The organism is Nocardia sp. NPDC051833, from assembly GCF_040681225.1.
GTDB lineage: Bacteria > Actinomycetota > Actinomycetes > Mycobacteriales > Mycobacteriaceae > Nocardia.
This window is the reverse complement of the sequence record NZ_JBFAYK010000001.1, coordinates 3,097,236-3,120,200: the sequence shown is the minus strand read 5'-3', so window position 1 is coordinate 3,120,200 and position 22,965 is coordinate 3,097,236. Positions and strand designations below refer to the sequence as shown.

The 22,965-nt window shown below is 69.2% G+C and carries 24 protein-coding genes; 3 read left to right on the top strand and 21 right to left on the bottom strand.

Translation table 11 applies throughout. The features are described from left to right. Nucleotides 1–4: 4 nt before the first annotated feature. The gene (locus AB0L91_RS14115) at nucleotides 5–799 is read left to right on the top strand and encodes an LLM class flavin-dependent oxidoreductase (RefSeq protein WP_365009960.1); all 795 of its coding nucleotides are present in this window, start codon (nucleotides 5–7) and stop codon (nucleotides 797–799) included. Here AB0L91_RS14115 and AB0L91_RS14110 read toward each other — a convergent pair. Continuing rightward, nucleotides 789–1,286, bottom strand: coding sequence for a hypothetical protein (locus AB0L91_RS14110; RefSeq protein ID WP_365009958.1), 498 nt, complete (start codon nucleotides 1,284–1,286; stop codon nucleotides 789–791). The two genes, AB0L91_RS14115 and AB0L91_RS14110, sit on opposite strands and share 11 nt — an antisense overlap. A 121-nt stretch (nucleotides 1,287–1,407) precedes the next feature. Between AB0L91_RS14110 and AB0L91_RS14105 the strand changes: the two genes are divergently transcribed. After that, entirely contained in the window at nucleotides 1,408–1,872 is a 465-nt protein-coding gene (locus AB0L91_RS14105; RefSeq protein WP_365009956.1) for a YfbM family protein, read from the top strand. A gap of 60 nt (nucleotides 1,873–1,932) precedes the next feature. On the opposite strand, the gene AB0L91_RS14100 is transcribed toward AB0L91_RS14105, so the two are convergent. The 19 genes from AB0L91_RS14100 to ftsH all read right to left on the bottom strand — a co-directional run bounded on the left by AB0L91_RS14100 (nucleotide 1,933) and on the right by ftsH (nucleotide 20,849). Continuing rightward, nucleotides 1,933–4,500 (bottom strand): ATP-dependent Clp protease ATP-binding subunit, encoded by a 2,568-nt coding sequence (locus AB0L91_RS14100; protein WP_355270689.1) that lies wholly within the window; start codon nucleotides 4,498–4,500, stop codon nucleotides 1,933–1,935. A gap of 280 nt (nucleotides 4,501–4,780) precedes the next feature. After that, nucleotides 4,781–5,719 (bottom strand): alpha/beta fold hydrolase, encoded by a 939-nt coding sequence (locus tag AB0L91_RS14095; RefSeq protein ID WP_365009954.1) that lies wholly within the window; start codon nucleotides 5,717–5,719, stop codon nucleotides 4,781–4,783. Nucleotides 5,720–5,800: 81 nt separating this feature from the next. Beyond that, complete coding sequence (locus AB0L91_RS14090; protein ID WP_365009952.1) at nucleotides 5,801–6,403, bottom strand: anthrone oxygenase family protein; 603 nt, start codon at nucleotides 6,401–6,403, stop codon at nucleotides 5,801–5,803. Between the two features lie 126 nt (nucleotides 6,404–6,529). Further along, nucleotides 6,530–7,144, bottom strand: coding sequence for an FHA domain-containing protein (locus tag AB0L91_RS14085; RefSeq protein ID WP_355270683.1), 615 nt, complete (start codon nucleotides 7,142–7,144; stop codon nucleotides 6,530–6,532). A gap of 301 nt (nucleotides 7,145–7,445) precedes the next feature. Further along, on the bottom strand, nucleotides 7,446–7,808 hold the full coding sequence (locus AB0L91_RS14080; RefSeq protein WP_019044650.1) for an Lsr2 family protein: 363 nt from the start codon (nucleotides 7,806–7,808) through the stop codon (nucleotides 7,446–7,448). Between the two features lie 115 nt (nucleotides 7,809–7,923). Then, nucleotides 7,924–9,390, bottom strand: coding sequence for a lysine--tRNA ligase (gene lysS, locus AB0L91_RS14075; protein ID WP_355271703.1), 1,467 nt, complete (start codon nucleotides 9,388–9,390; stop codon nucleotides 7,924–7,926). 304 nt (nucleotides 9,391–9,694) lie between these two features. Further along, a complete protein-coding gene (locus AB0L91_RS14070; protein ID WP_218720644.1) occupies nucleotides 9,695–10,117 on the bottom strand; it encodes a rhodanese-like domain-containing protein in 423 nt (140 codons plus the stop codon). Nucleotides 10,118–10,125: 8 nt separating this feature from the next. Beyond that, complete coding sequence (locus AB0L91_RS14065; RefSeq protein ID WP_355270681.1) at nucleotides 10,126–10,722, bottom strand: cysteine dioxygenase family protein; 597 nt, start codon at nucleotides 10,720–10,722, stop codon at nucleotides 10,126–10,128. A 162-nt stretch (nucleotides 10,723–10,884) separates the two neighbouring features. Next, complete coding sequence (locus AB0L91_RS14060; RefSeq protein ID WP_355270679.1) at nucleotides 10,885–11,667, bottom strand: type III pantothenate kinase; 783 nt, start codon at nucleotides 11,665–11,667, stop codon at nucleotides 10,885–10,887. A gap of 19 nt (nucleotides 11,668–11,686) precedes the next feature. Further along, a complete protein-coding gene (gene panD / locus AB0L91_RS14055; protein ID WP_110041391.1) occupies nucleotides 11,687–12,106 on the bottom strand; it encodes an aspartate 1-decarboxylase in 420 nt (139 codons plus the stop codon). A 14-nt stretch (nucleotides 12,107–12,120) separates the two neighbouring features. Continuing rightward, the gene (panC, locus tag AB0L91_RS14050; RefSeq protein WP_365009947.1) at nucleotides 12,121–13,077 is read right to left on the bottom strand and encodes a pantoate--beta-alanine ligase; all 957 of its coding nucleotides are present in this window, start codon (nucleotides 13,075–13,077) and stop codon (nucleotides 12,121–12,123) included. Beyond that, nucleotides 13,077–13,991 (bottom strand): DUF2520 domain-containing protein, encoded by a 915-nt coding sequence (locus AB0L91_RS14045; RefSeq protein WP_357346145.1) that lies wholly within the window; start codon nucleotides 13,989–13,991, stop codon nucleotides 13,077–13,079. Before AB0L91_RS14045 ends, panC begins: the two co-directional genes overlap by 1 nt. Before the next feature lie 228 nt (nucleotides 13,992–14,219). After that, a complete protein-coding gene (locus tag AB0L91_RS14040) occupies nucleotides 14,220–15,395 on the bottom strand; it encodes a DUF6779 domain-containing protein (RefSeq protein WP_365009944.1) in 1,176 nt (391 codons plus the stop codon). A 68-nt stretch (nucleotides 15,396–15,463) separates the two neighbouring features. Next, nucleotides 15,464–15,937, bottom strand: coding sequence for a DUF3180 domain-containing protein (locus AB0L91_RS14035; RefSeq protein WP_355270672.1), 474 nt, complete (start codon nucleotides 15,935–15,937; stop codon nucleotides 15,464–15,466). Then, nucleotides 15,931–16,470: a 2-amino-4-hydroxy-6-hydroxymethyldihydropteridine diphosphokinase gene (gene folK / locus AB0L91_RS14030; RefSeq protein WP_365009941.1), complete on the bottom strand. Its 540-nt coding sequence runs from the start codon at nucleotides 16,468–16,470 to the stop codon at nucleotides 15,931–15,933. Before folK ends, AB0L91_RS14035 begins: the two co-directional genes overlap by 7 nt. Then, the gene (gene folB, locus AB0L91_RS14025; RefSeq protein ID WP_357346140.1) at nucleotides 16,467–16,889 is read right to left on the bottom strand and encodes a dihydroneopterin aldolase; all 423 of its coding nucleotides are present in this window, start codon (nucleotides 16,887–16,889) and stop codon (nucleotides 16,467–16,469) included. Before folB ends, folK begins: the two co-directional genes overlap by 4 nt. Then, entirely contained in the window at nucleotides 16,886–17,758 is an 873-nt protein-coding gene (gene folP, locus AB0L91_RS14020) for a dihydropteroate synthase (RefSeq protein ID WP_355270667.1), read from the bottom strand. The genes folB and folP overlap by 4 nt, the downstream gene beginning before the upstream one ends. Then, entirely contained in the window at nucleotides 17,755–18,429 is a 675-nt protein-coding gene (gene folE / locus AB0L91_RS14015) for a GTP cyclohydrolase I FolE (protein ID WP_355270666.1), read from the bottom strand. The genes folP and folE overlap by 4 nt, the downstream gene beginning before the upstream one ends. Nucleotides 18,430–18,500: 71 nt before the next feature. After that, a complete protein-coding gene (gene ftsH, locus AB0L91_RS14010; RefSeq protein WP_357346137.1) occupies nucleotides 18,501–20,849 on the bottom strand; it encodes an ATP-dependent zinc metalloprotease FtsH in 2,349 nt (782 codons plus the stop codon). Nucleotides 20,850–21,125: 276 nt separating this feature from the next. On the opposite strand from ftsH, the gene AB0L91_RS14005 reads away from it, so the two are divergent. After that, nucleotides 21,126–22,061: a hypothetical protein gene (locus AB0L91_RS14005; RefSeq protein ID WP_355270663.1), complete on the top strand. Its 936-nt coding sequence runs from the start codon at nucleotides 21,126–21,128 to the stop codon at nucleotides 22,059–22,061. Nucleotides 22,062–22,083: 22 nt separating this feature from the next. Here the strand turns inward: AB0L91_RS14005 and AB0L91_RS14000 are convergent, their stop codons facing one another. Then, nucleotides 22,084–22,941: a DUF1266 domain-containing protein gene (locus AB0L91_RS14000; protein ID WP_355270661.1), complete on the bottom strand. Its 858-nt coding sequence runs from the start codon at nucleotides 22,939–22,941 to the stop codon at nucleotides 22,084–22,086. Between the last annotated feature and the right edge of the window lie 24 nt (nucleotides 22,942–22,965).

The window sequence follows — 22,965 nt, the reverse complement described above, 5'->3', positions numbered from 1 at the left end:
CGCGATGCGATTCGGGATCGTGCTGACGCCCAGCTCCGGGGCACAGTGGACACGCGCGGTGGTCGACGCCGAGCGGCAGGGATACGCCACCGTGCTGCTCCCCGACACCCTGTACACCCCGTCGCCGCTCCCCGTGCTCGCCGCCGCGGCCGCCGTGACGACGACACTGCGGCTGCGGCCCAATGTCCTCGCGGCGCCCTTGCGCACCATCGGTTCGACGGTCCGGGAAGTCGCCGCCCTGCAACTGCTCTCGGACGGCCGATTCGAGCTCGGTCTCGGCACCGGCCGACCCGACGCCCGGGGCGAAGCCGAAAAGCTCGGCATGCCCTGGGGTTCGGCGCGCGAACGACGACAGCAGCTGATCGACACCGTGGCAGCGGTCCGGGCCCAGGTCGACCCGGCTCCGCCGATCGTGATCGCGGCGAGCGGCCCGCGCATGCTGGCCACCGCCGCCGCCAACGCCGATCGCGTCCTGCTGGCCGCCGCACCCGACGCCACCGAAGACGAACTGGCCGCCATGGTCGCCACGGTCACCGAGCACACCGATCGCGACGTCCGATTCACGCTCCAGTTGGTCGGCGTCGGTGAACAATTGCCGATCTGGCTCAGCGCACGCCTCGGCTACACCGCGAGCAAACTGCGCGACGCGAACGCCGCCGGACTTCTCCCCAGCGATCCACAGGCCGCTGTGGAGATCCTCGAATCCCGCAGCGCGCGCTACGGAATCGACGAGCTGATCGTCCCCGGAGAACTCGCCGAGTCGTTCGCACCGACGCTCGAGCTGGCGCTCAGTAGATGACGCTCCAGTACGCCTCCACGACGAAACCGACGATGTAGCGCGGATTCTGCGGATCGTCGGTCACCGTGACGGTCGCCTTGGACAGGTCGATCTTCATCCCGTCGCCGTTCAAGAACTGCTGGCTGTTGGCGGTGTAGGTGAAGAACGGCGCCTCGAACGGCTGGGCGCGCAGGCTCGGCGCCGCGGCCCGCAACACGCGGGTCGCGTCGGCCCGTTCGCACACCGCGAACTTCTCCTTGGAACTCCTGGTCGCGCCGATCAGGAGCACCGGCCGCTCACCGTCGAGGCAGCGCGCACCCGGATCGAGCCACCCCTGCTTGTCGGCGCCGCTCGGCAGCACCCCGTCGACGACCGGGGCCTTCGTGGGCGCGGGTGCCGACGACGCGATCGTCGGCGGCGCGGATCCGGCGTCCTCCGCGCCACACCCGGCCACGGCCACCCCGACAACGAACATTCCGGCGCCACGCGCCTTTACCCACCCGAACACGCTGACAAACCTAGCAATCCGGCGCGCTGAAAGTTCGCGCCGCCCAGCCCTACTCGCCCGCGACATGTCGGTCGGCACTGCTAGCTTCGGCCGGAATCCGCAGGAGGAAAGGAAGTTCCGGATGGGGCTGACCATGTCGTTCACCAGGGTGAGTGCCGAGGAGCTAGCGCGGCTGACGACGACGACCGAGTGGCCCGACGATTTCCTCGACGGTCTGGTGGTCCAGGACGGCGGGCCGAGCGGCTATCTGGACAAAGCGTGGGCGGGCTTGGGCTATCTACTGACCCAGGCGGACCTGGGGATCGACCTCGTCGACACCGGCCGTCCGCTGGACCACGAGAACTATTTCGCGTGGTCCCCGGACGACGTGTCCGCCACGGCGAAGGTCCTGAGCCGCTTCCCGTTCGACGAGCCCGCGCTGTTCTACGACCCCGCGGCGATGGACGCGGCCGGGGTGTACCCGAACATCTGGGTCCGCGACGGTGAGAGCGCGCTGCACTACCTGCGCCACCACTACGACGGCCTGGAGCAGGTGTTCCGGTACGCCGCCGCGCGCGGATCCGGCTTCCTCCAGCACTTCGGCTGACCAGCACACGACGAAGCCCGCCCCTGGAAATCCAGGAGCGGGCTTCGTCGGTTCAGCTGTTTACTCGCCGGAGGCGGCGGCCTCGGGCGCGGTGCCCTCGGCAGCGCCGGTCAGGACGACCTCGGGCTTGTCGTCGCCCGCGGGCGCCTTGGTCAGCTTCGCCTTGCCGGCGAAGGTGAACTTGGCGTCCTCGCCCTGGCCCTCGCCGTTCCAGCCCTCCACGTCGACCGTGATGGTCTGGCCCGCGCCGATCTCGCCGAAGAGGATCTTCTCCGACAGCTGGTCCTCGATCTCGCGCTGGATCGTGCGACGCAGCGGCCGCGCACCGAGGACCGGGTCGAAACCGCGCTTGGCGAGCAGGCTCTTGGCCTGTTCGGTCAGCTCGATGCCCATGTCCTTGTTCTTCAGCTGCTTGGCGACGCGGCCGATCATCAGGTCCACCATCATCACGATCTGTTCGCTCGTGAGCTGGTGGAAGACGATCACGTCGTCGATGCGGTTGAGGAACTCGGGGCGGAAGTGCTTCTTCAGCTCGTCGTTGACCTTGAGCTTCATCCGCTCGTAGTTCGAGCCCTCGGCGTTGGACTGGGTGAAGCCCAGGCCGACAGCCTTGGAGATGTCGGAGGTGCCCAGGTTCGAGGTGAAGATCAGCACGGTGTTCTTGAAGTCGACCGTACGACCCTGACCGTCGGTGAGACGGCCGTCCTCGAGCACCTGCAGGAGGGTGTTGTAGATCTCCTGGTGCGCCTTCTCGATCTCGTCGAACAGCACCACGGAGAACGGCTTGCGGCGCACCTTCTCGGTGAGCTGGCCGCCCTCCTCGTAGCCCACGTACCCGGGAGGGGCACCGAAGAGCCGCGACGCGGTGAAGCGGTCGTGGAACTCGCCCATGTCGATCTGGATGAGCGCGTCGTCGTCGCCGAACAGGAAGTTCGCCAGCGCCTTGGACAGCTCGGTCTTACCGACACCGGACGGACCGGCGAAGATGAACGAGCCGGAGGGGCGCTTGGGGTCCTTCAGGCCGGCGCGAGTGCGGCGGATCGCCTTGGAGACGGCCTTGACGGCGTCTTCCTGGCCGATGATCCGCTTGTGCAGCTCGTCCTCCATGCGGAGCAGACGGGTGGTCTCCTCCTCGGTGAGCTTGAAGACGGGGATGCCGGTCCAGTTGGCCAGCACCTCCGCGATCTGCTCGTCGTCGACCTCGGCCACGACGTCCAGATCACCGGAACGCCACTGCTTCTCGCGCTCGGCGCGCTTGGCGACGAGCTGCTTCTCCTTGTCCCGCAGGCGCGCGGCCTTCTCGAAGTCCTGCGCGTCGATCGCGCTTTCCTTCTCGCGGCGGGCGTCGGCGATCTTGTCGTCGAACTCGCGCAGGTCCGGCGGCGCGGTCATCCGGCGGATGCGCATGCGCGCGCCCGCCTCGTCGATGAGGTCGATCGCCTTGTCCGGCAGGAACCGGTCGTTGATGTAGCGGTCGGCCAGCGTCGCGGCGGCGACCAGGGCGCCGTCGGTGATGGACACCCGGTGGTGCGCCTCGTAGCGGTCGCGCAGACCCTTGAGGATGTTGATGGTGTGCTCGACGGTCGGCTCGCCGACCTGCACCGGCTGGAAGCGGCGTTCCAAGGCGGCGTCCTTCTCGATGTACTTGCGGTACTCGTCGAGGGTGGTCGCGCCGATGGTCTGCAGCTCGCCACGGGCCAGCTTCGGCTTCAGGATCGAGGCCGCGTCGATGGCGCCTTCGGCAGCACCCGCGCCGACGAGCGTGTGCAGCTCGTCGATGAACAGGATGATGTCGCCGCGGGTGTTGATCTCCTTGAGCACCTTCTTCAGGCGCTCTTCGAAGTCACCGCGGTAGCGGCTGCCCGCGACCAGGGAACCCAGGTCGAGGGTGTAGAGCTGCTTGTCCTTGAGGGTCTCGGGAACCTCGCCGTTGACGATGGCCTGCGCCAGGCCCTCGACGACCGCGGTCTTACCGACACCGGGCTCACCGATCAGCACCGGGTTGTTCTTGGTGCGGCGGCTCAGCACCTGCATGACGCGCTCGATTTCCTTCGAGCGGCCGATGACCGGGTCGAGCTTGCCCTCGAGCGCGGCCTGCGTGAGGTTGCGGCCGAACTGGTCGAGCACCAGCGAAGTGGACGGCGTGCCCGCCTCACCGCGCGAGCCGGAGCCCTCGACGGGCTCCTTGCCCTGGTACCCGGACAGCAGCTGGATGACCTGCTGACGGACGCGGTTCAGGTCGGCACCGAGCTTGACCAGAACCTGGGCGGCGACGCCCTCGCCCTCGCGGATGAGACCGAGCAGGATGTGCTCGGTACCGATGTAGTTGTGGCCGAGCTGCAGCGCCTCGCGCAGGCTCAGCTCCAGCACCTTCTTGGCGCGCGGGGTGAAGGGGATGTGGCCGGACGGCGCCTGCTGGCCCTGCCCGATGATCTCCTCGACCTGGCTGCGCACACCCTCCAGCGAGATGCCAAGCGACTCCAGCGACTTCGCCGCCACGCCCTCGCCCTCGTGGATCAACCCAAGCAGGATGTGCTCGGTGCCGATGTAGTTGTGGTTGAGCATCCGGGCCTCTTCTTGGGCCAGGACAACGACACGCCTCGCGCGGTCGGTGAACCTCTCGAACATCGCTCCCTCACTCTCCTGCTCCGACATTCTGGCAACAGACGCCGCAGTGTGCTCGGTACAACCTAGGGCGTCGGACCGACAACTGTCGCCGTCAGCCTGCCATGAAGCCCGGGGGTTGCGGCCCCCGCCTCCACTCTAGTTGGCAGGGGATTCCGCCGCCGCCGGTCCACCCTATTGATGACCGGCGGCAACATGGTCATTCATTCATAACGCGCACGTCGCGGCATTCGTTTCCCTCGGAGTTTTGCCTACAGCGAAATATGACGGAGCGGTGACGGCCTCAGCCGGTGAACGGCGGCACGAACTCGCACGGAACCGGGGCCTGACGGGCCGGATCCAGGGCGTTGAGGACGTGACCGGCCGCGCGCGGGCTGCCCGCGATGGCCAAGTGCTCGGAGTAGTCCTGGGCGCAGCCGTCCTGGACGACGACGGAAGTGGCGTTCGGTCCGGGCACCAGGCCGGAGGTGTGGGGCACGACCAGCTCGTCGATCGAGGAGACGATGTTCGTGTAGGTGACCTGCGGGCTGTACACCCCGTCGGCGTTGAGGGCGGCCATGAAGTCGTCGCCGGTCAGCATCTGCCCGCACGCCTGGCACAGCGAGGTGGCGACCGCGTCGAAGGCGGGACCGGCGCCCAGCGCCCGGCTGTAGGCCGCGATGTCGCCCGCGCCGAGCGCGTTGGTGCCGAGCCACGGCGGGGCGATCCCGACCAGCTTGTCCACCTTGGCCGCGCCGCCGAGGCGCTTGATGTAGTAGTTGCCGACGATGTTGCCCTGCGAATGAGCGACGAAGTCGACCCGCGCCGCGCCGGTGCGCGCGAGCACCCGGTCGACGAAGGCCGACACCTCGGCCGCGCTCTGCTCGATGGGCCGCATCCCGCCGACCGCCGAGACCGGCCAGGGCAACCCGTACGCGCCGTAGGTGAGGGCGAAGACGCAGTAGCCCTCGTTGGCCAGCAGCGGGGCGTACACGCCCCAATTCGTCTGCGCGCCACCGCCGGTGCCGTGCAGCAGCACCACCGGGTTCGGATGCTCGGCGGAGGGGACGCAGCCCGGATCGTTCGCGCCGGGCAGCGCGCCGCCGGGGTTGGCGAGCTCCGGGGCGATGCCGGCGAAGAAGTTGTAGTCGACCGGATACTCGGCGGCGGCGGTGCCCCCGGTCCCCCAGGTCAGCAGCGCGGCGGCGGCCAGTACCAGCAACGATCCCGAACTACGTCGCATGAAACGACTCCTCACTAGAACGTGTTCCGCTCATCATGGAACACGTTCTAGTGATCGCGTGGCCCTATTGGCAGATCGCCATCAACGCTGGAACGGCGCGGGCGCGTAGCCACCGGCCAGCGGCGCGCCCATCGCCTGGGGAACCGGCTGACCGGCAACCGCACCGGCGCCCGCGGCGCTCGTCTTGCCCTGCTGCACACCCGCCGCGAACAGCGCGCCGCACAGCACCAGGAACGCCAGCGTGTGCAGCACCCCGCGGACGATGTTCCAGCGCACCCAGGCCGCCTCGAAGTCGGCCCGCACGGCCGCGGTGTCGGCGATCGCCGACGGGTCACCCGCCGCGGCGAGCGCGTCGTTGAGCGGCACGTTCAGCCCCGAGGTGACGGCGAAGGCGATCACGTTCAGCGCGAGGGCGACGCCGAGCCAGATCAGCGTGGTGCGGTGTTCCTTGCCCAGCGACAGGGCCGCGGCCAGCGCCGTGAACCCGACCGTGCCGAGGAAGCCGAGCATGAACCACGGGTTGATGATCACCACGTTGATCTTCTGCATGACGTCGATCAGCGTGCGGTCGCCGGTCCGCGCCAGGGCCGGCATCACCGAGATCGCGTAGGCGTAGAACACACCCGCGATCAGCCCGGTGCTGAGCAGCGCCAGAACCATGGCGGCCATCCGAAGTGCGAACATGTGAGGTCTCCTGACTCGTGTTCCGGAGCTCGATCCCTGTGCTCCGGTGTTACGAGTAAGTCAACCTTGTCATGCGGCTCGCCGACATGGTTCAGACGCTCAGGCACCTGCGCGAGCGTCGCGACCTCACAGATCGTGGTCGGAGATCATCCCGCTCTGCATCGCCAGCGCCGCCAGCCGGGTGCGCTTCTGGTTCTGCGGCAGGTTCTCCACCCCGAATTTCGCGAACAGCGCGCGCAGATGCGTCTTGATCGCGTCGATGGAAAGGAACAATTCCTCGGCGATCTGCTGATTCGAGGCGGGGGTGGCGAAACCGGTGCCGTGCTTGTACGGGCGGCACAGCGCGATCAGCACCGCGCGCTGGGTCTCGGTGAGCGAGCGCATGGTGGGAATGGAACCGGACGCGGTGTGCGTCGCGTCGTCGACGACCCCGCCGAAATCGAAGAAATGCACCAGCGTGGTGCCGACCCGGATGCGGTCACCCGGGCTCAGCCTGCGCCTGCCGATCAGCCGCTCGCCGTTGACGAAGGTGCCGTTGCGGGACAGGCCGTCGTCGACGATGGTCCAGTGCGCGCCCAGGTACTCGACGGCGGCATGCAGACGGGAGACCTCGGCGTCCCAGCCGAGGACGAGGTCGGCCTGCACATTGCGGCCGATGGTGAACCGCTGCTGCGCGGGTTCGAGCGCCAGCTCGTGCTGGCGCCCCGTGTCATCGGTATACCGCAAAAAAGAACTCGCCATGCCGGTCACAGTCCCGCCTCTCCGCGATTTTGGCCGGACTCGTGCGCGTTGGCCGAATCGACGGCGGGCGGCGGTGAGACCTTCGCCCGTTCGCCCGTACCCGGTGAGTTACCCATGTACTCGCCGGATCGGGTCGGACGGTCGGCCATCGCCGACGTGAAAAACCTTGCGCACGAACATCAGTCTATCTCCCCAGGAGTTCCCCTGAGTCCGCCCACGCATGTCCCGACCTGCGGGTACACCGTTGACAGCAGAGCGGTCCGGGATCGCCGCGTCAGCAACCCCGGACCGCCGTCGAACTTCAGGCCTTGCCGACTTCCTTGTTGTACGCCTCAGTGATGTCGGCCGAGATGCGGCCGCGCGCGGAGACCTTGTGGCCCTTGCGGCGGGCCCATTCACGAATTGCGGCGCTCTGTTCCCGGTCCATGGAAACTCGGCTCTTCCCCTGCGGTGCCGGCGCCCCTGCCGCCTTCACCCGGCGACGGCCACTCACGCGACGGGCGTTGGCGACCCACTCGTCCAAGCCTTCGCGCAGCCGCGCCGCGTTAGCCTCGGACAGATCGATCTCGTACGACACGCCATCGATAGCGAACTCGATGGTCTCGTCCGCGATGGACTCACCGTCGACATCGTCGATCAGGCTAACGGTGACCTTCTTTGCCATGAGATGAACGTCCTCTCGAAATCGTCAAGCCTGCCTCCAGGCCGAATACCCAGGGCAAGAATACCTCTAATTACGAAAATTCCAACACGAGGTCTTCACCCCGCAAATCGACTGGTCAGCGACTAGTCGGGCGGACAATCGGGAACAGGATCGTTTCCCGGATTCCCAAACCGGTCAGTGCCATCAACAAGCGATCGATTCCCATACCGGTTCCGGTGGTCGGCGGCATGCCGTGTTCCATCGCGGCGAGGAAGTCTTCGTCCAGCACCATGGCCTCGTCATCGCCCGCGGCGGCCAGCCTCGCCTGATCGACGAACCGTTCCCGCTGGATCACCGGGTCGACCAACTCCGAATAGCCCGTTGCCAACTCGAAGCCGCGAACATACAGGTCCCACTTCTCCGTGACGCCGCCCTTGCTGCGGTGCTGACGCGTCAGCGGCGACGTCTCGACCGGGAAGTCGCGAACGAAAGTCGGCGCGTACAGCTTGTCGCCATACGCGTGTTCCCACAGTTCTTCGACAAGTTTCCCGTGACCGTAGCCCTTGCCCGTGGGAATTTCCAGACCGACCCGATCGGCGAGCGCCAGCAATTCCTCGACAGTGGTTTCGGGAGTGACCTCGACACCGATCGACTCCGACAGCGACGGATACATCTCGACCGTCGTCCACTCGCCGCCGAGATCATATTCCGTACCGTCGGCCAGTGTCACCACGAGGGTGCCGAATGCCTCCTGCGCGACTTCCTGGATCAATTCCCGGGTCATCTTCGCGGAGTCGTCATAGGTGCCGTAAGCCTCGTAGGTTTCCAGCATCGCGAACTCGGGCGAATGGGTCGAGTCGGCGCCCTCGTTGCGGAAGTTCCGGTTGATCTCGAAGACCTTCTCCAGGCCGCCGACCACACAGCGCTTCAGGAACAGTTCCGGCGCGATACGCAGGAACAACTCCATGTCCAGGGCATTGGAATGGGTGACGAACGGGCGCGCCGCCGCGCCGCCGTGGATGGTCTGCAGCATCGGGGTCTCGACCTCGAGGAAGCCGCGGCGCTCCAGCGCGGTGCGCAGCGCGCGGACCACGTTCACGCGGGTACGGGCCATTTCCCTGGCCTCGGGACGCACGATCAGGTCGACGTAGCGCTGCCGGACGCGCGACTCCTCGTTCATCTCCTTGTGCGCGACCGGCAGCGGCCGCAGCGACTTGGCCGCCATCGACCAGGAATCGGCCATCACGCTCAATTCACCGGTCCGCGAGGAGATGACCTCACCGTGCACGAACACGAAGTCACCGAGGTCCACATCGGACTTCCAGGCGGCCAGCGCGTCGGCGCCGACGCCGTTGAGGCTGATCATCGCCTGCAGCTTGGTGCCGTCGCCCTCCTGCAGGGTGGCGAAGCAGAGCTTGCCGGTATTGCGGACGAAAATGACGCGGCCCGCGATGCCGGCCTGCAGACCGGTCTGGGTATCGGGCTCCAGATCCGGGTAGGCGGCCCGAATTTCGGCCAGCGTATGCGTGCGGGGCACCACCACCGGATAGGCCTCACCGCCCTCGGCGAGCAGCCGTTCCCGCTTGTCCCGGCGAATCCGCATCTGCTCGGGAACATCGCTGTCCACGGCGGAACTGACGGCGCGGCCGGTATCGGCGGGGTTAGGGGTGCTCACATCCGATAACAGTAGCGTGCGCCGGAAATGGATAAGCGGCCCGCCCACGGACGACTCGTCGGTAACCGGACACCGCACCGGCCATTCCTCGGCCGAATGCAATCCACGTCACACCATCGAAACAAACTCACGCACCCGAGGCCCCCGAATCAGCACGCCGACAAGCCAACTCACCCCTGGACGAGCAGTGGCCGGGCCACCGCTCGGGCGGCCCGGCCACCGGCCAGGTGTCCTACAACGAGGCGAGCGCATTCACCTCACGGGCAAAGTGCGGCGCCCCCACGGCGACGGTCAGCAAGCCCGCGGACTTCAATGCCTGGTAGCCGCCGATGAGATCGGTGGCGCGGTGCAAACCGAGCTGCTGCAACGACGCCGCCGCCAAACTCGAGGTGTAGCCCTCCGAGCAGAAGATGATCCATTCCACGTCGTGGTCGACGGCCAGCGACAAACGCGCCGACGAGGTCGGGTCGAGGCGCCATTCCAGGACATTGCGTTCGATGACCAGCGCACCGGGTAGGGAACCTTCACGAACCCGCTGCGCGGCCGGGCGGATGTCCACCAGAATCGCACCCCTGGCCAATGCGGCGGACAGGTCGTAGACGTAGAGCCTGCGTAGGTCGGCGCGGGCGTTCTCGAGCATCTGATCAATCGTCAAACGACTCATCACAGGTCACCTTCGGGCTGGTCGGTGAGGACGGTTTTGGTTCGCCGCAAGGTGCCGTGTCCGGTCACCTCGTAATAGGACATCGCCGACAACGGCGGGGAATAGGCGTGCACGCTCAGCGTGGGATCCAGCGGGCCGACGGATTCGGCGGCGGCGGGCGCCCGCACCACGTCGTGTACCCAGCCGATCGGGAACGAGGCCTGATCGCCGGCGGCGAGCGTGCGCCTGCGTAACTCGGAACCATTCCAGCGGAATTCCGAGAGCGCGCCGCTGAGCACGGTGAGCGCGCCCAGCGAGCCGGCGTGATCGTGCAATTCGGTGGATTTACCCGGCGTCCAGCTGATCAGCCAGACATCGACCTCGTCGTCGGCGATCAGCCGGGTGGCCCAGCGTTCCTCTGTCGGCCAGACGCCGTCGGCGGGCAGCAGGTGATCGTAGCGACCGGCGAGAACGTCTTCGGCGCCCTCGTCGGTGAGTCGCAGCAGGTCAGCGGGCCGCAGCCGGGTCGGCAACGCCGAAGCCACCGCCCGGTCGAGCGGGGGCGTCGCGGAGTAGCCGTCGCGGGCGGACGTCAGGGAAAGGACAGAAGAACGCATGAGCGAATCTCCAGGAGGTGCGAAACGGTCGAGGGGAAAACGTCAGCCTCGAACGGTCGAGGCAGGTCAGCCTCGACAACACTCCTGGGTGCTCACACGGAAGGACACGAGCGTGAGTTTAGCAGTTGACACGCGCTCCGGCGAAAATGACCTGCGCCACAGTCACTTCTTGTTGCGTTCGTAGACGTGGCGCAGCCCGGTCAGCGTCAGATGCGGCTCGTGCTGATCGATGGTCTCCGATTCCGGCACGATCAGCGGCGCGCCCGCGCCCGTCGCGACCACGGTGACATCGGTGCCCGCGAAGGCGTCGAACTCGTCGCGGATGCGATCGATCAGGCCGTCGACCAGGCCCGCGAAACCGAACACGGCGCCGGACTGCATGCATTCCATGCTGTTCTTGCCGAGCACCGAGCGCGGGCGGGTGAGTTCCACCCGGCGCAGCGCGCTGCGCTCGACCAGCGCCTCGGTGGAGATCTCCACGCCGGGCGCGATCACACCGCCCAAGAACTCGCCCTTGGCCGAGACCAGGTCGACGCAGATGGCGGTGCCGAAATCGACCACGATCGCCGGACCACCGAAGCGGCGGTAGGCCGCCAGGCAGTTGACGATGCGGTCGGCGCCGACCTCCTTCGGGTTGTCCACCAGCAGCGGGATGCCGGTCCGCACGCCGGGTTCGACCAGCACATGCGGCACGTGCGCCCAGTAGCGCGCGAGCATGGTGCGCAGCTCGCGCAGCACCGGCGGCACCGTCGACAAGGCCGAGACGCCGACCACCTGGTCGAGCTCGGCACCGACCAGGCCACGCACCTGCATGGCGAACTCGTCGGCGGTGAGCAGCGGATTGGTGTGGATACGCCAGTGCCGCGCCAGTTTCGCGTGCTCGCCGCTGCCGGTGAACAGGCCCAGTTCGATCCCGGTGTTGCGGACGTCGATCGTCAGCAGCATCGCTGTCCCCCCGCCGCGCTCAGGCGAACGACAGGGAGCGCGGGGAGGTCAGGCCGGAACCCTCGGGCGCGTGCGCCGGGTCCGAACCGAGCTCCACCGGGCGGTTGCGGTCGTCGACGAAGACCACCTTGGGGTCGTAGTCGCGCAGCTCCTGCTCGTCCATCTGGCCGTAGGCGATCAGGATGACCAGGTCGCCGGGGTGCACGAGATGGGCGGCGGCGCCGTTGATCCCGATCACGCCCGAACCGCGCTCGCCGGCGATGACGTAGGTCTCCAGCCGGGCGCCGTTGTCGATGTCGACGATGCAGACCTGCTCGCCCTCGAGCAGATCGGCGGCGTCGAGCAGATCCTGGTCGACGGTCACCGAGCCCACGTAGTGCAGGTCGGCGTGGGTCACCGTGGCACGGTGGATCTTCGACTTCATCATGGTGCGCAACATCGTCGTCGCCTTTCTCAGTTCGCCTGCGCGGCAGGCAGGGAGTTCGCGTCGGGGTGCCCGTCGATCTGGGCGCCGAGAACAATCGGGGCATTGTCGATCAGGCGGGTGTCGCCGACCTTGGCGGCGACGAGCAACCGGGCATTGCCCGCGGTGGGCGCGGGGCCCAGGTTGCTGTCGCGCAGTTCGAGGTAGTCCACGTCGAGACCGTCGACGGCGTCGATGACGGCGCGCGCCGCCCGCACGACCGCCTCCGGGCCGAGGCCGGCGGCGTGCCTGCCCGCGGCCAGCGCGGCCGACAGGCCGAGCGCCGACTCCCGCTGGGCGGCGTCGAGGTAGCGGTTGCGCGAGGACAGCGCCAGACCGTCGGGCTCGCGGACCGTCGGGTAGGCGACGATCTTCACGTCCATGTTCAGGTCGCGGACCATCTGCCGGATCAGCGTGAGCTGCTGGTAGTCCTTCTCGCCGAAGTACGCCTCGGAGGCGTGCGCGATATTGAGCAGCTTGGCGACGACGGTGAGCATGCCCGCGAAGTGCGTCGGCCTGCTGCCGCCCTCGAGCTCGGCGCCGATCGGGCCGGGCAGCACCGTGGTGCGCGGGCCCTCGGGGTACATGTCGGACACCGACGGCGCGAACACCAGGTCGACACCCTCGTGCCGGAGCAGTTCGAGGTCGGCGTCGAGGGTGCGCGGGTAGGCGTCGAGATCCTCGTTCGCGCCGAACTGCAGCGGGTTGACGAAGATCGAGACGATCACGACCTGATTGGTCAGCTTGGCCTGGCGGACCAGCTGCAGGTGGCCCTCGTGCAGCGCGCCCATGGTCGGCACGAAACCGATCGTGCGGCCCGCGCCGCGCAGCGCCTTGGTCACTGTGTCGACGACCTCGGGGCTGTGGTGGACGGTCAGCACGCCGGGCTTGTACGCGCCGGTGGCCCGCGCGCCGCCCTGGTGGTGGTGCACTTCTCTGGGTTCCATCAGTGGCCTTCCTTGGCGAGCAGGTCCAGCAGGGCCGGATTGGTCTGGGCGAGTTCGGCGGTGCGCAGCGACATCGCGCGATAGGCGGCGGCCAGGCGCTCGTCCACCGCGGCCAGCGCGGACAGGTGCGCGGCGACCGCGTCGACGTCACCGCGCGCGACCGGGCCGGTCAGCGCGGCCTTGCCGCGGCGCAGCGCGTTGTCCAGCGCGGCGGAGACGAGCGGGGCGAGCAGGCGCTCGGGCAGGCCGCCCGGCTGATCGTCGACCACCGGCTGACCGAGCAGGCCCGGCCCGTCCATGGCCGCGCGCAGCGCGGTGACCGCGTCGACGATGACCGTGACCAGGTGATTGGCGCCGTGCGCGAGGGCGGCGTGGTACAGCGTGCGCTGCTCCTCGGCCACCTTCACCGGCTCGCCGCCCATCTCGATGACCAGCGCCTGGCCGATCGCGTAGCCGACCTCGTCGGCGGCGGTGACGCCGAAGCAGGCGTTGGCGAGGCGGTCGATGTCCTCGTCGTGGCCGGTGAAGGTCATCGCGGGATGGATGGCCAGGCCGAGCGCGCCCTGTTCGGTGAGCGGCGCGAGCACGCCGACGCCGTGCGCGCCCGCGGTGTGCACCACGATCGTGCCGGGACGCACGACCCCGGCACTGGCCAGGCCGCGGACCAGCCCGGCCAGCTCGGCGTCGGGGACGGCGAGCAGGAGCAGCTCGCTGCGCTGGGCGATCTGCTCCACCGGCAGGATCTGCGAATCGGGCAGCCGCGTCTGCGCCCGGTGCACCGAGGCATCGGAGATCGCGGCGACACCGAACACCACGTGACCGGCTCGCTCGAGCGCGACACCGAGCGCCGAACCCACCCGTCCCGCCGAGACGATTCCCACCGTCAGTCGTGCGGGCGCAGGGTCGACACCCACGTTCGCGCCATCGGAATTGACACTTCTCGAGGTCAACACTGTCCTCTCGATTTGCGTTCCAGTCCCGCAGTGCGGGTACCGGACGTTACGGATCGAGAATATCGGGGAGCCCCCGAGCGCCGCCACGGACCCGTCACGTGATCTACGACTCGTTCGCCACCTGCGGCGATGCCGGAAAACGACAAACCGCCCACGCCGGTGCGGCGCGAGCGGTTCGATGCCGGTGCGTCAGTTGCGCGCGCCGGACTCCGACTGGAGGTTGGCCATGATGTCGGCGACCGATAGGCGCGGGGCACCCTCTTCCTCGGCGCGGCGGCGGCGACGGGAGCTGGTGCCGACGGTCGGGGTGGGGTCGGCGGGCTTGGGTGCGGCCGGGGCCTCGGCGGGGCCGTCGGTGTCCGCGGCGGGCTCGGGCGAGGCGGGAGTGCTGTCCGCTGCCGGGGCGACGTAGGGGTCGGCCGACACCGGGGCACCGGCCGTGCCGGTGGCGGTGGGCTCGGTGGGCGTACCGTTCGCCGCCGCGCTCTCGGCCGGCGAGCCGTTGGCGGCGTTCGCCGGGGCGGTGTCGGAGATCGTCGCGCCGAATTCGTCGACCTTGCGGGTGTTCGGGGCCGACAGGCGGGGCGGCGGGGTCTTGCCGTTCGCCGGGGCCGGAGTGGGCGCGACGGGCTGCGGGGCCGGCGGTGGTGTCGGGGCGGGCTGCGCGGCCTCGGCCTGCTGGGCCTCGGCGTAGTCGTCGAGCTGGACAGCGGAGGTCTCGGCGGTGACCGGGTCGTCGTAGGGGTCGGCGAAATTGGCCGAAACCGGCTGCATGAAGACGGGTTTCAGCGCGCTGGGCGGTTGCTGCCACGGTCCGAACCAGGCGGCATTGGCATCCACCGGGCTATCGGCGTAATCGTGGTCCGCGTCGTCGAACGCGTCGAAGCCACCGGCGGGCAGGGCGTCGATGCGGACCGCGTCGGCCTGCAGGGCGGGCTGCTCGTCGGGCAGCGGGCCATCGAAGAGGACCTGCAGGTTCTGGCGGAGGAGGGTGAGTTCGGCCCGCAGTGCGGCGATCTCGGAGGCGTCGGCGCCGACTTCGGCGCGCACGCGCGCCTCGACGCCCATCTCGTATTCGCGGCGGGCGTTGATCTCGCGTTCGAGCTGCAACTCGTACACCGTCTGGAGATCGCGCACCTTCGCCTTGTCGACCGCGGCGTCCTTGCGGTACCGAGTCGCCGCGAGGGCGCCGATCACCGCCGCCCACAGGGCCGCTACCAGGCCTACTCGAACGTATTGGACGTTCTCGCTGAAGATCAGGAAAACGCTTGCTGTCAGACCGAGCAGGATGAGCACGCCGATGAAGAGCTTTCCCGCGTCGTCCCGCCGTCGACGGGGCGGAGTGCTACGGGAGGGTGAAACCATGTGGGCCAGGGTAGCCGGAAAGTGCTGGTCGGCCCACCGAACCCGGCGGTGATTCCATCCGCAAGTTGCTAGGTGGTAGCGGGTTCGTCCGGCGGTTCCTCGGGGGCCCGGCAGCAATACTCCAGCCACAAAGCCGCAGCAACCAGGGCGGAACCGGCGAGCAGGCCGACGACCGCGCCCGGCGAATCCGCGGCGGCCGCCGTCAGGGTGCCGCGCTGTGGGAATACCCACAGTAGGAAGCCAAGCCACACACCGGCGGCCAGCGAGCCCACCTGCATGGAGGCCTTCGCCAGCGCGGCCGCGCGCGCGACATTGATCGGATGCAGTTCGTTCGGGCCGTCGCCGATCTTCTCGTCGGCGATCTTGGCCTTGATGACGAACCCGAGCGCCGCCTCGATCGCGGCGACCGGCAGCAGCGACGCGCCCGCCGCGACCGAGATGGTCGGGAAGGTCGAATACGCGAATCGGGTGGCAACCCAGGCGATCGCCGCGGCGACCACCACATTGAGCGCCAGATCGAGCACCCTGGTCGGCTTCAGCACGGGCGAGTGCTCTCGTCCCGCAACACCAGCTCGGTGCGCACGACCCCGGCGCGCTCGGCCGGGTCGAGACCGGCCAGCAATTCGGCGATCGGCACGTCGACACCGTCGACCCGCAGTCGCGCCGACGGCTCGACATCGAGCCACGGGACCAGCACGAACGCCCGGTTGTGCGCCTGCGGGTGGGGCAGGATCAGCGCGGGATCGGTGGCGCGGACGACGGTGGCACCGGTGGCGTCGGTGCAGGCGACCACGTCGACATCGAGGGTGCGCGCCCCCCACCGGATCTCCCTGACCCGCCCCGACGCCTGCTCGAGGTCCTGCCCGAACCGCAGCCAGGCGTAGTCGTCGAAGGCCGGATCCTCGGCCAGCACAACGGCATTGAGGTAGTCGTCCTGTTCGACACCGCCCCACGGCGCGGTCGTGTAGACCGGCGAGACCGCGAGCACCCGCTCCCCCAGCGCGGCGACGACGTCGCGCAGGTGCGCGAGCCGGTCGCCCAGGTTCGAGCCGATCGACAGGACGGCGCGACTCATCGGCGCGGCCCCGGCTCGATCGTGCGGTACCGCGTCGCCACCACCCGCACGTCGGCGAAGGTGTGCGGGATCGGCGCGGACGGCTTGTGCACCACGGCTTCCACCGCCTCGATCCGCGGATCGGTCATCACGTCGTCGGCGATCTCGGAGACCACGGTCTCGATCAGATCGCGCGGCGGACCGGCGACGATGTTCACCGCGCGTTCGGCGAGCGCGCCGTAGTCGACGGTGTCGGCCAGGTCGTCGGAGGCGGCGGCCGCCGCGAAATCGACCCACACCGTCAGGTCGACGACGAACTCCTGGCCGTCGCGGCGCTCGAAGTCGAACACGCCGTGCCTGCCGAACACGCGCAGGCCGCGCAGCTCGATCCGCGAGGTCGCGGACCGGCCGGCGGGCGGTGGCAGCAGCGGTGAGGTCATCGGGTGGCTCCTCGGGCGGCAGTGGCTCGGCGCCACGCGTCGACAACGGCGATCGCGTCCAGCGAGGCACGCACATCGTGCACCCGCACACCCCACGCGCCCTGGCTGGCGGCGATCGCCGAGACCGCGGCGGTGGCCGTCTCCCTGCCGTCCGGCGGACGCGGGCCGGACTCGTCGGCCAGCAGCGCGCCGAGGAAACGTTTCCGGGAGGCGCCGATCAGGATCGGCAGGCCGTCCGCGATCAGCTCGGGCAGCGCGCCGAGCAGTTCCCAGTTGTGCTCGGCGTTCTTGGCGAAGCCGAGGCCGGGATCCAGGATCAGCCGTTCGGGGGCGACACCGGCGGCGACGGCCAGCTCGACCTGGGCGGCGAGCTCGGCACGGACCTCGGCGACGACATCGTCGTAGTGGTCGGCCGGACCGGTGTGGCGGTAGTCGGCGCCCGCGCGCCAGTGCATGAGGATCCACGGCACGCCGGACTCGGCGACGACCTTCACCATGTTCGGGTCGGCGCGCCCGCCGGAGACGTCGTTGACCACCGAGACGCCGGCCTCCAGTGCCGCCTCGGCGACCTCGGCGCGCATGGTGTCGACGCTGGTCGGCACGCCGGCGGCGACCAGGCCGCGGATCACCGGCGCCACCCGGCCCGCCTCGGTGGCCGGGTCGACCCGGTCGGCGCCCGGCCTGGTCGACTCACCGCCGACGTCGATGATGTCGGCGCCCGCCGCGTGCAGCGCGACACCGTGCGCGATCGCGAGTTCGGGATCGAGATAGCGACCGCCGTCGGAGAACGAATCCCCGGTCACGTTCACCACACCCATGACCACACACGAGCGGCCGTCCCGCGGCGCGGTCACGAGGTGCTCGCTCATTTGCGCAGGATCAGGTCCAGCGCCTCGGCGCGCGAGGCGGCGTTGGTCTGCAGCAGGCCGCGCACCGCCGAGGTGGTGGTGCTCGCGCCCGGCTTGCGGATGCCGCGCATGGCCATGCACAGGTGCTCTGCCTCGATCACGACGATCGCGCCGCGCGGGTCCAGCCTGCGCATCACCGCGTCGGCGATCTGGCTGGTCAGCCGCTCCTGCACCTGCGGGCGCTTGGCGTACAGGTCGACGACGCGGGCCAGCTTGGACAGGCCGGTGACCCGGCCGTGGGTGCCGGGGATGTAGCCGACGTGCGCGACGCCGTGGAAGGACACCAGGTGGTGCTCGCAGGTCGAGAACATCGGGATGTCGCGGACCAGCACGAGCTCCTGGTGACCCTCGTCGAAGGTCGTCGCCAGCACCTCGTCGGGCTCGGTGTAGAGCCCGGCGAACATCTCCCGGTAGGCCCGCGCCACCCGGGCCGGCGTGTCGAGCAGACCGGGACGGTCCGGATCCTCGCCGACCGCGAGCAGCAGTTCCCTGACCGCGCGCTCGGCCCGGTCCTGGTCGAACGGACGACCGGTGGCCAGCGCCGTCAGGTCCGTCGGGCTCGTCGAGCCGAGTTCGCCGTCGGCGATCGACCCGTTCCCTGTTGGCTCAGCGACCTTCTTGTTGGCCGACACTTCTCCGCACCTCCACATGTCGACGCCGGTGATCGTCCGGCATCCGACGGTCGAGCGTAGTTGGCCGCCGGTCAGCGGCGGCCGTTCGGCCCTTCCCAGTCGTTGTTCTCCGGATCGGTGCCGGGCTGCTGCGGCGGCGCGGCGGGCGGCTCAGCCCACGGCTGGAAGCCACCGGCGTGCCGCGGCTGCTCCGGCTGGCCCCAGGCATTGCCCTGGCCCTGCGGGGCCTGCGGCGGCTGGGGCTGCTGCGGCTCGTCGCGCGGCGGCCAGCCGGGCGCCGACCAGCCGGCCGGGGCGCCGTAGTCGGGCCGCGAACCGTGCGTGCCCTGCTGCCGCGGGATCGCCTGGGTGGGCGCGGCGGGCAGCGGGTAGCCGCTGGCGGGCGGAGCGGGCTGGCCGTACTGCGGCGGCTGCGCCGGGTAGCCGTTGGCGGGTTCCAGCGGGGCACCGGCGGGCACCGGGGCGGGCTGCACCGGCGGCCACGGCTCGCCGCGCTCGGCGGCCAGCTCGCCCGGGGTCTTCACCGGGGGCTTGTCGGACGGATGACGGTCACCGAAGTCGTTGAACGCGGTGATCCGCGGCCGCTTCTCGACCCCGGCCAGCACCTCTTCGAGGTCCTTGCGGTGCAGGGTCTCGCGCTCGAGCAGCGCGGTCGCCAGCGCGTCGAGCTGCTCGCGGTACTCGCTCAGGATCGACCAGGCCTCGGTGTGCGCGGCCTCGATCAGGTTGCGCACCTCCTCGTCGATCTCGCGGGCCACCTCGTGCGAGTAGTCCGAGCCCTGGCCCATCGAGCGGCCGAGGAACGGGTCGCCCTGCTCTTGGCCGTAGCGGACCGCGCCGAGGCGGGCGCTCATGCCGTACTCGGTGACCATGCCGCGCGCGATCTTGGTCGCCTGGTCGATATCGGAGGACGCGCCGGTCGTCGGCTCGTGGAACACCAGTTCCTCGGCCGCGCGGCCTCCCATCGCGAACACCAGCCGGGCGATCATCTCCGAGCGGGTCATCAGGCCCTTGTCGTCCTCGGGCACCGTCATGGCGTGGCCGCCGGTGCGGCCGCGGGCCAGGATGGTGACCTTGTAGACCGGCTCGATATCGGGCATCGCCCAGGCCGCCAGGGTGTGGCCACCCTCGTGGTAGGCGGTGATCTTCTTCTCGTGCTCGCTGATGATCCGGCTCTTGCGGCGCGGACCGCCGATGACGCGGTCGACCGACTCCTCCAGCGATTCACCGGTGATGACCGAGCCGTGCTCACGCGCGGTGAGCAGCGCGGCCTCGTTGATGACGTTGGCCAGGTCGGCGCCGGACATGCCGACGGTGCGCTTGGCCAGACCCTCGAGGTCGGCGTCGGGCGAGATCGGCTTGCCCTGCGAGTGCACCCGCAGGATCGCGCGGCGACCGGCCAGGTCGGGGTTGCCGACCGGGATCTGCCGGTCGAACCGGCCGGGGCGCAGCAGCGCCGGGTCGAGGATGTCGGGGCGGTTGGTCGCCGCGATCAGGATGATGCCGGTGCGGTCGCCGAAGCCGTCCATCTCGACGAGCAGCTGGTTGAGGGTCTGCTCACGCTCGTCGTGGCCGCCGCCGAGGCCGGCGCCGCGCTGGCGGCCGACCGCGTCGATCTCGTCGACGAAGATGATGCAGGGGCTGTTCTGCTTGGCCTGCTCGAACAGGTCACGCACGCGCGAGGCGCCGACACCGACGAACATCTCGACGAAGTCCGAACCGGAGATGGTGAAGAACGGGACGCCCGCCTCACCGGCGACAGCGCGCGCGAGCAGCGTCTTACCGGTACCGGGGGGACCGTAGAGCAGCACGCCCTTCGGGATCTTCGCGCCCAGCGCCTGGTAGCGGGCCGGATTCTGCAGGAAGTCCTTGATCTCGTACAGCTCTTCGACGGCCTCGTCGGCGCCGGCCACATCGGCGAACGTGGTCTTGGGCATGTCCTTGGACAGCTGTTTGGCCTTCGATTTACCGAAGCCCATCATGCCGCCGCGACCACCGCCCTGCATGCGCGACATCACGAAGATGAACAGGCCGACCAGCAGCACCATCGGCACGATGAACAGCAGCAGCTGCGACAGCCAGCTCTCCTGCTTGACCACCGTGTCGTACTTCGCGCCGGACTGCTGCACCGCGTCGAAGATCTGCGCCGAGGTCTCCCCGCCGCCCGGATACTTGGCGACGATCTTGGTGTTGTTGTTCGTCGCCTCGTTGCCGTTGTTCAATTCGATGCGGAGCTGCTGCTCCTTGTCATCGATCTGGACGTTCTTGACGTTGGCTTTGTCGTTCAGCTGGCTGAGCGCCACGGAGGTGTCGACACTCTCCCAGCCGCGCGTGTCATCGCTGAGAAAGCTGAACAGCCAGATCATGAGCATGATGCCCGAGATGATCGCCAAAGTGCGAAACACTGTCTTGCGGTTCATAGAGCGTCGGCCGGACGGCCCAGTCCTTTCCGGTTATTTCTCCGGGTGTGCCTAGCGAAGCGTCGAGATCGGCGGGTTTCGGATGCGGACATGCCACGTTACCGCGTACGGTCTAGTTCGATACATCGCGCAGTTCGGCTGCTGGTGCAGTTGCACTGGTCAACGTTCAGAGCTGGGGAACGGTTCCCGAAAGCTCCGAACGCGTTGTTGCAAGTGGCCACAATCATGTCATGCCCGCCTTATCGTGGGCGACGACACAACTACAGCGCAGGGGGTATGGACATCGTCGAGCTACGAACACCCACAGCGATTCTGCGCCACGGCCGTGGACGTCTCACCGTTCTGCGGCCGGGTACCGATGGCGAACGGGTTCTCGATGTTCCCATCGCCGACCTGCTCAAAGTGCGGCTGAACCGGCGCGCCGACGACGCGGTGGTGATCGAGATCTACCTGCGTTATCCCACCCCGGTGCTCACCGGCGTGCCCGCCGACCGTACCCCGCTACCCGTCCTCATCGCCGAACACGACGTGCCCGCCGCGCTCGGCATCGTCGACCGGATCAACGACCAGATCATGGCCACCCAGCGGATCGACGTCGCCGCGCCCGACCTCACCCCGCCCGCGCCCGAGTGGGGCAAGTCGGGACCGGTCCGGGCCGATGTCGAGCGCGCGGTGCGCCGGATGGCGCCGCGCAAGGAGGCCCGCTCGGCGGTCAACGCGCTGCACCGCTACGTCACCCCCGACGAGTACGTGCTCGAGACCGCGATCGCCGTCGCCGCGCCGCCCGCGGGCACCGGCACCGGTCTGCTCGCGGCGACCACCACCCGGCTGCTGTTCATCTCGATCGGCAGCGGCGAGCGCTACGCCCACGAACTGGCCGTCGCCGCGATCCTCGGCGCCCGCACGGTCGACGGCGCGCGCTCGGCGCCCGGCGAGGTCGACACCAGGCACGGCGGCTCGGGCATGGACGTCAGCGACGGCAACCGGACGCTGCATTTCGCCGGCGTCGACCGCGCCGACACCGAACGGGTGACCTGCGCGGTCAACTTCGCCGTGCGCAGGCAGGCCGCCGACGGCGCGGCCGGGCCCGCCGACCCCGGCGTGTCCCAGCTCTACGCGGAGTGGGAACTGCTGGTCGAGCGGCACTCGCTCGGCATGGTCGACGACACCCAGTTCCAGCGCTACGGCCGCGGCATCCTGCGCAGCCTCTGACCCGACCGGCCGGGCCGAACGCTCAGTTCGGTTCGGCCGCTTCGGTTTCGGTCTTCTGCTCGGGCTCGTTCAGCTCGATCCGGCGCCACGGGCTGGTCGGGCGGGTCCACAGCCGTAGCAGTTCCATCCGGCGGTCAACGCCGCCGTTCTTGAGCTCGGCGAGGTCCTCGGTGGCCTGCCAGTAGGTCCAGCCGGCCAGGTAGGCGTCGCCGAACTGCCGCCAGTTGCGGTAGCGGCGCTGGGCGGGCGCGAGCGCGCGCATGCAGTACTCCCACGCGACATCGGCATCGATGTAGCCGGCGGTGAACGCCATCCGGGCGACCGCGACGACGCGGGCCAGGTCCCAGGCGGAGATGTCGTTGGGCAGCGGGCGGGCCAGGTGGTCGGTGAAACCGATCTTGATGGCCTGGGCCCAGATGTCGTAGTCGCGGACCAGGGCCTCGGGGTTGTCCATGCCGCGGAACGAACCGACCTGACGGAGGAAGGCGCGGTGCCGGTCGGCGCGCTCGCCGAAGCGGTCGCGCTCGCTGGCGTTGATCGAGGCCATCACCAGCGGGTGCACCAGGGAGTAGAGCGGCGCGTGCATGCCCTCGAGGAGCTGTTCCATCGACGCGCGCGCCTCGGTGCCGTCGGTGATGCCCCACGCGCCGGTGAGGGTGTCGATGGCGAGTTCGCGGCGATCGCCCAGCGGGTGCTCGCGCTCGGGACCGAGCAGCATCGCGTCGTGGAAGGCGTCCCAGCGGGTGGAGTAGAAGGCGCCGAGCGCCAGCGCGCGAAGTTCATCGTCGCTCACACCGGCTCCGGACCAGTGGTCTTCCTCGCGGCCGTCCAGTTCCGGGTAGGGAAAGGTGGTCAGCGCTGGTACTCCCCTGGCAGGCATGCGGCCGAGTCTAGTGCGGCGGGT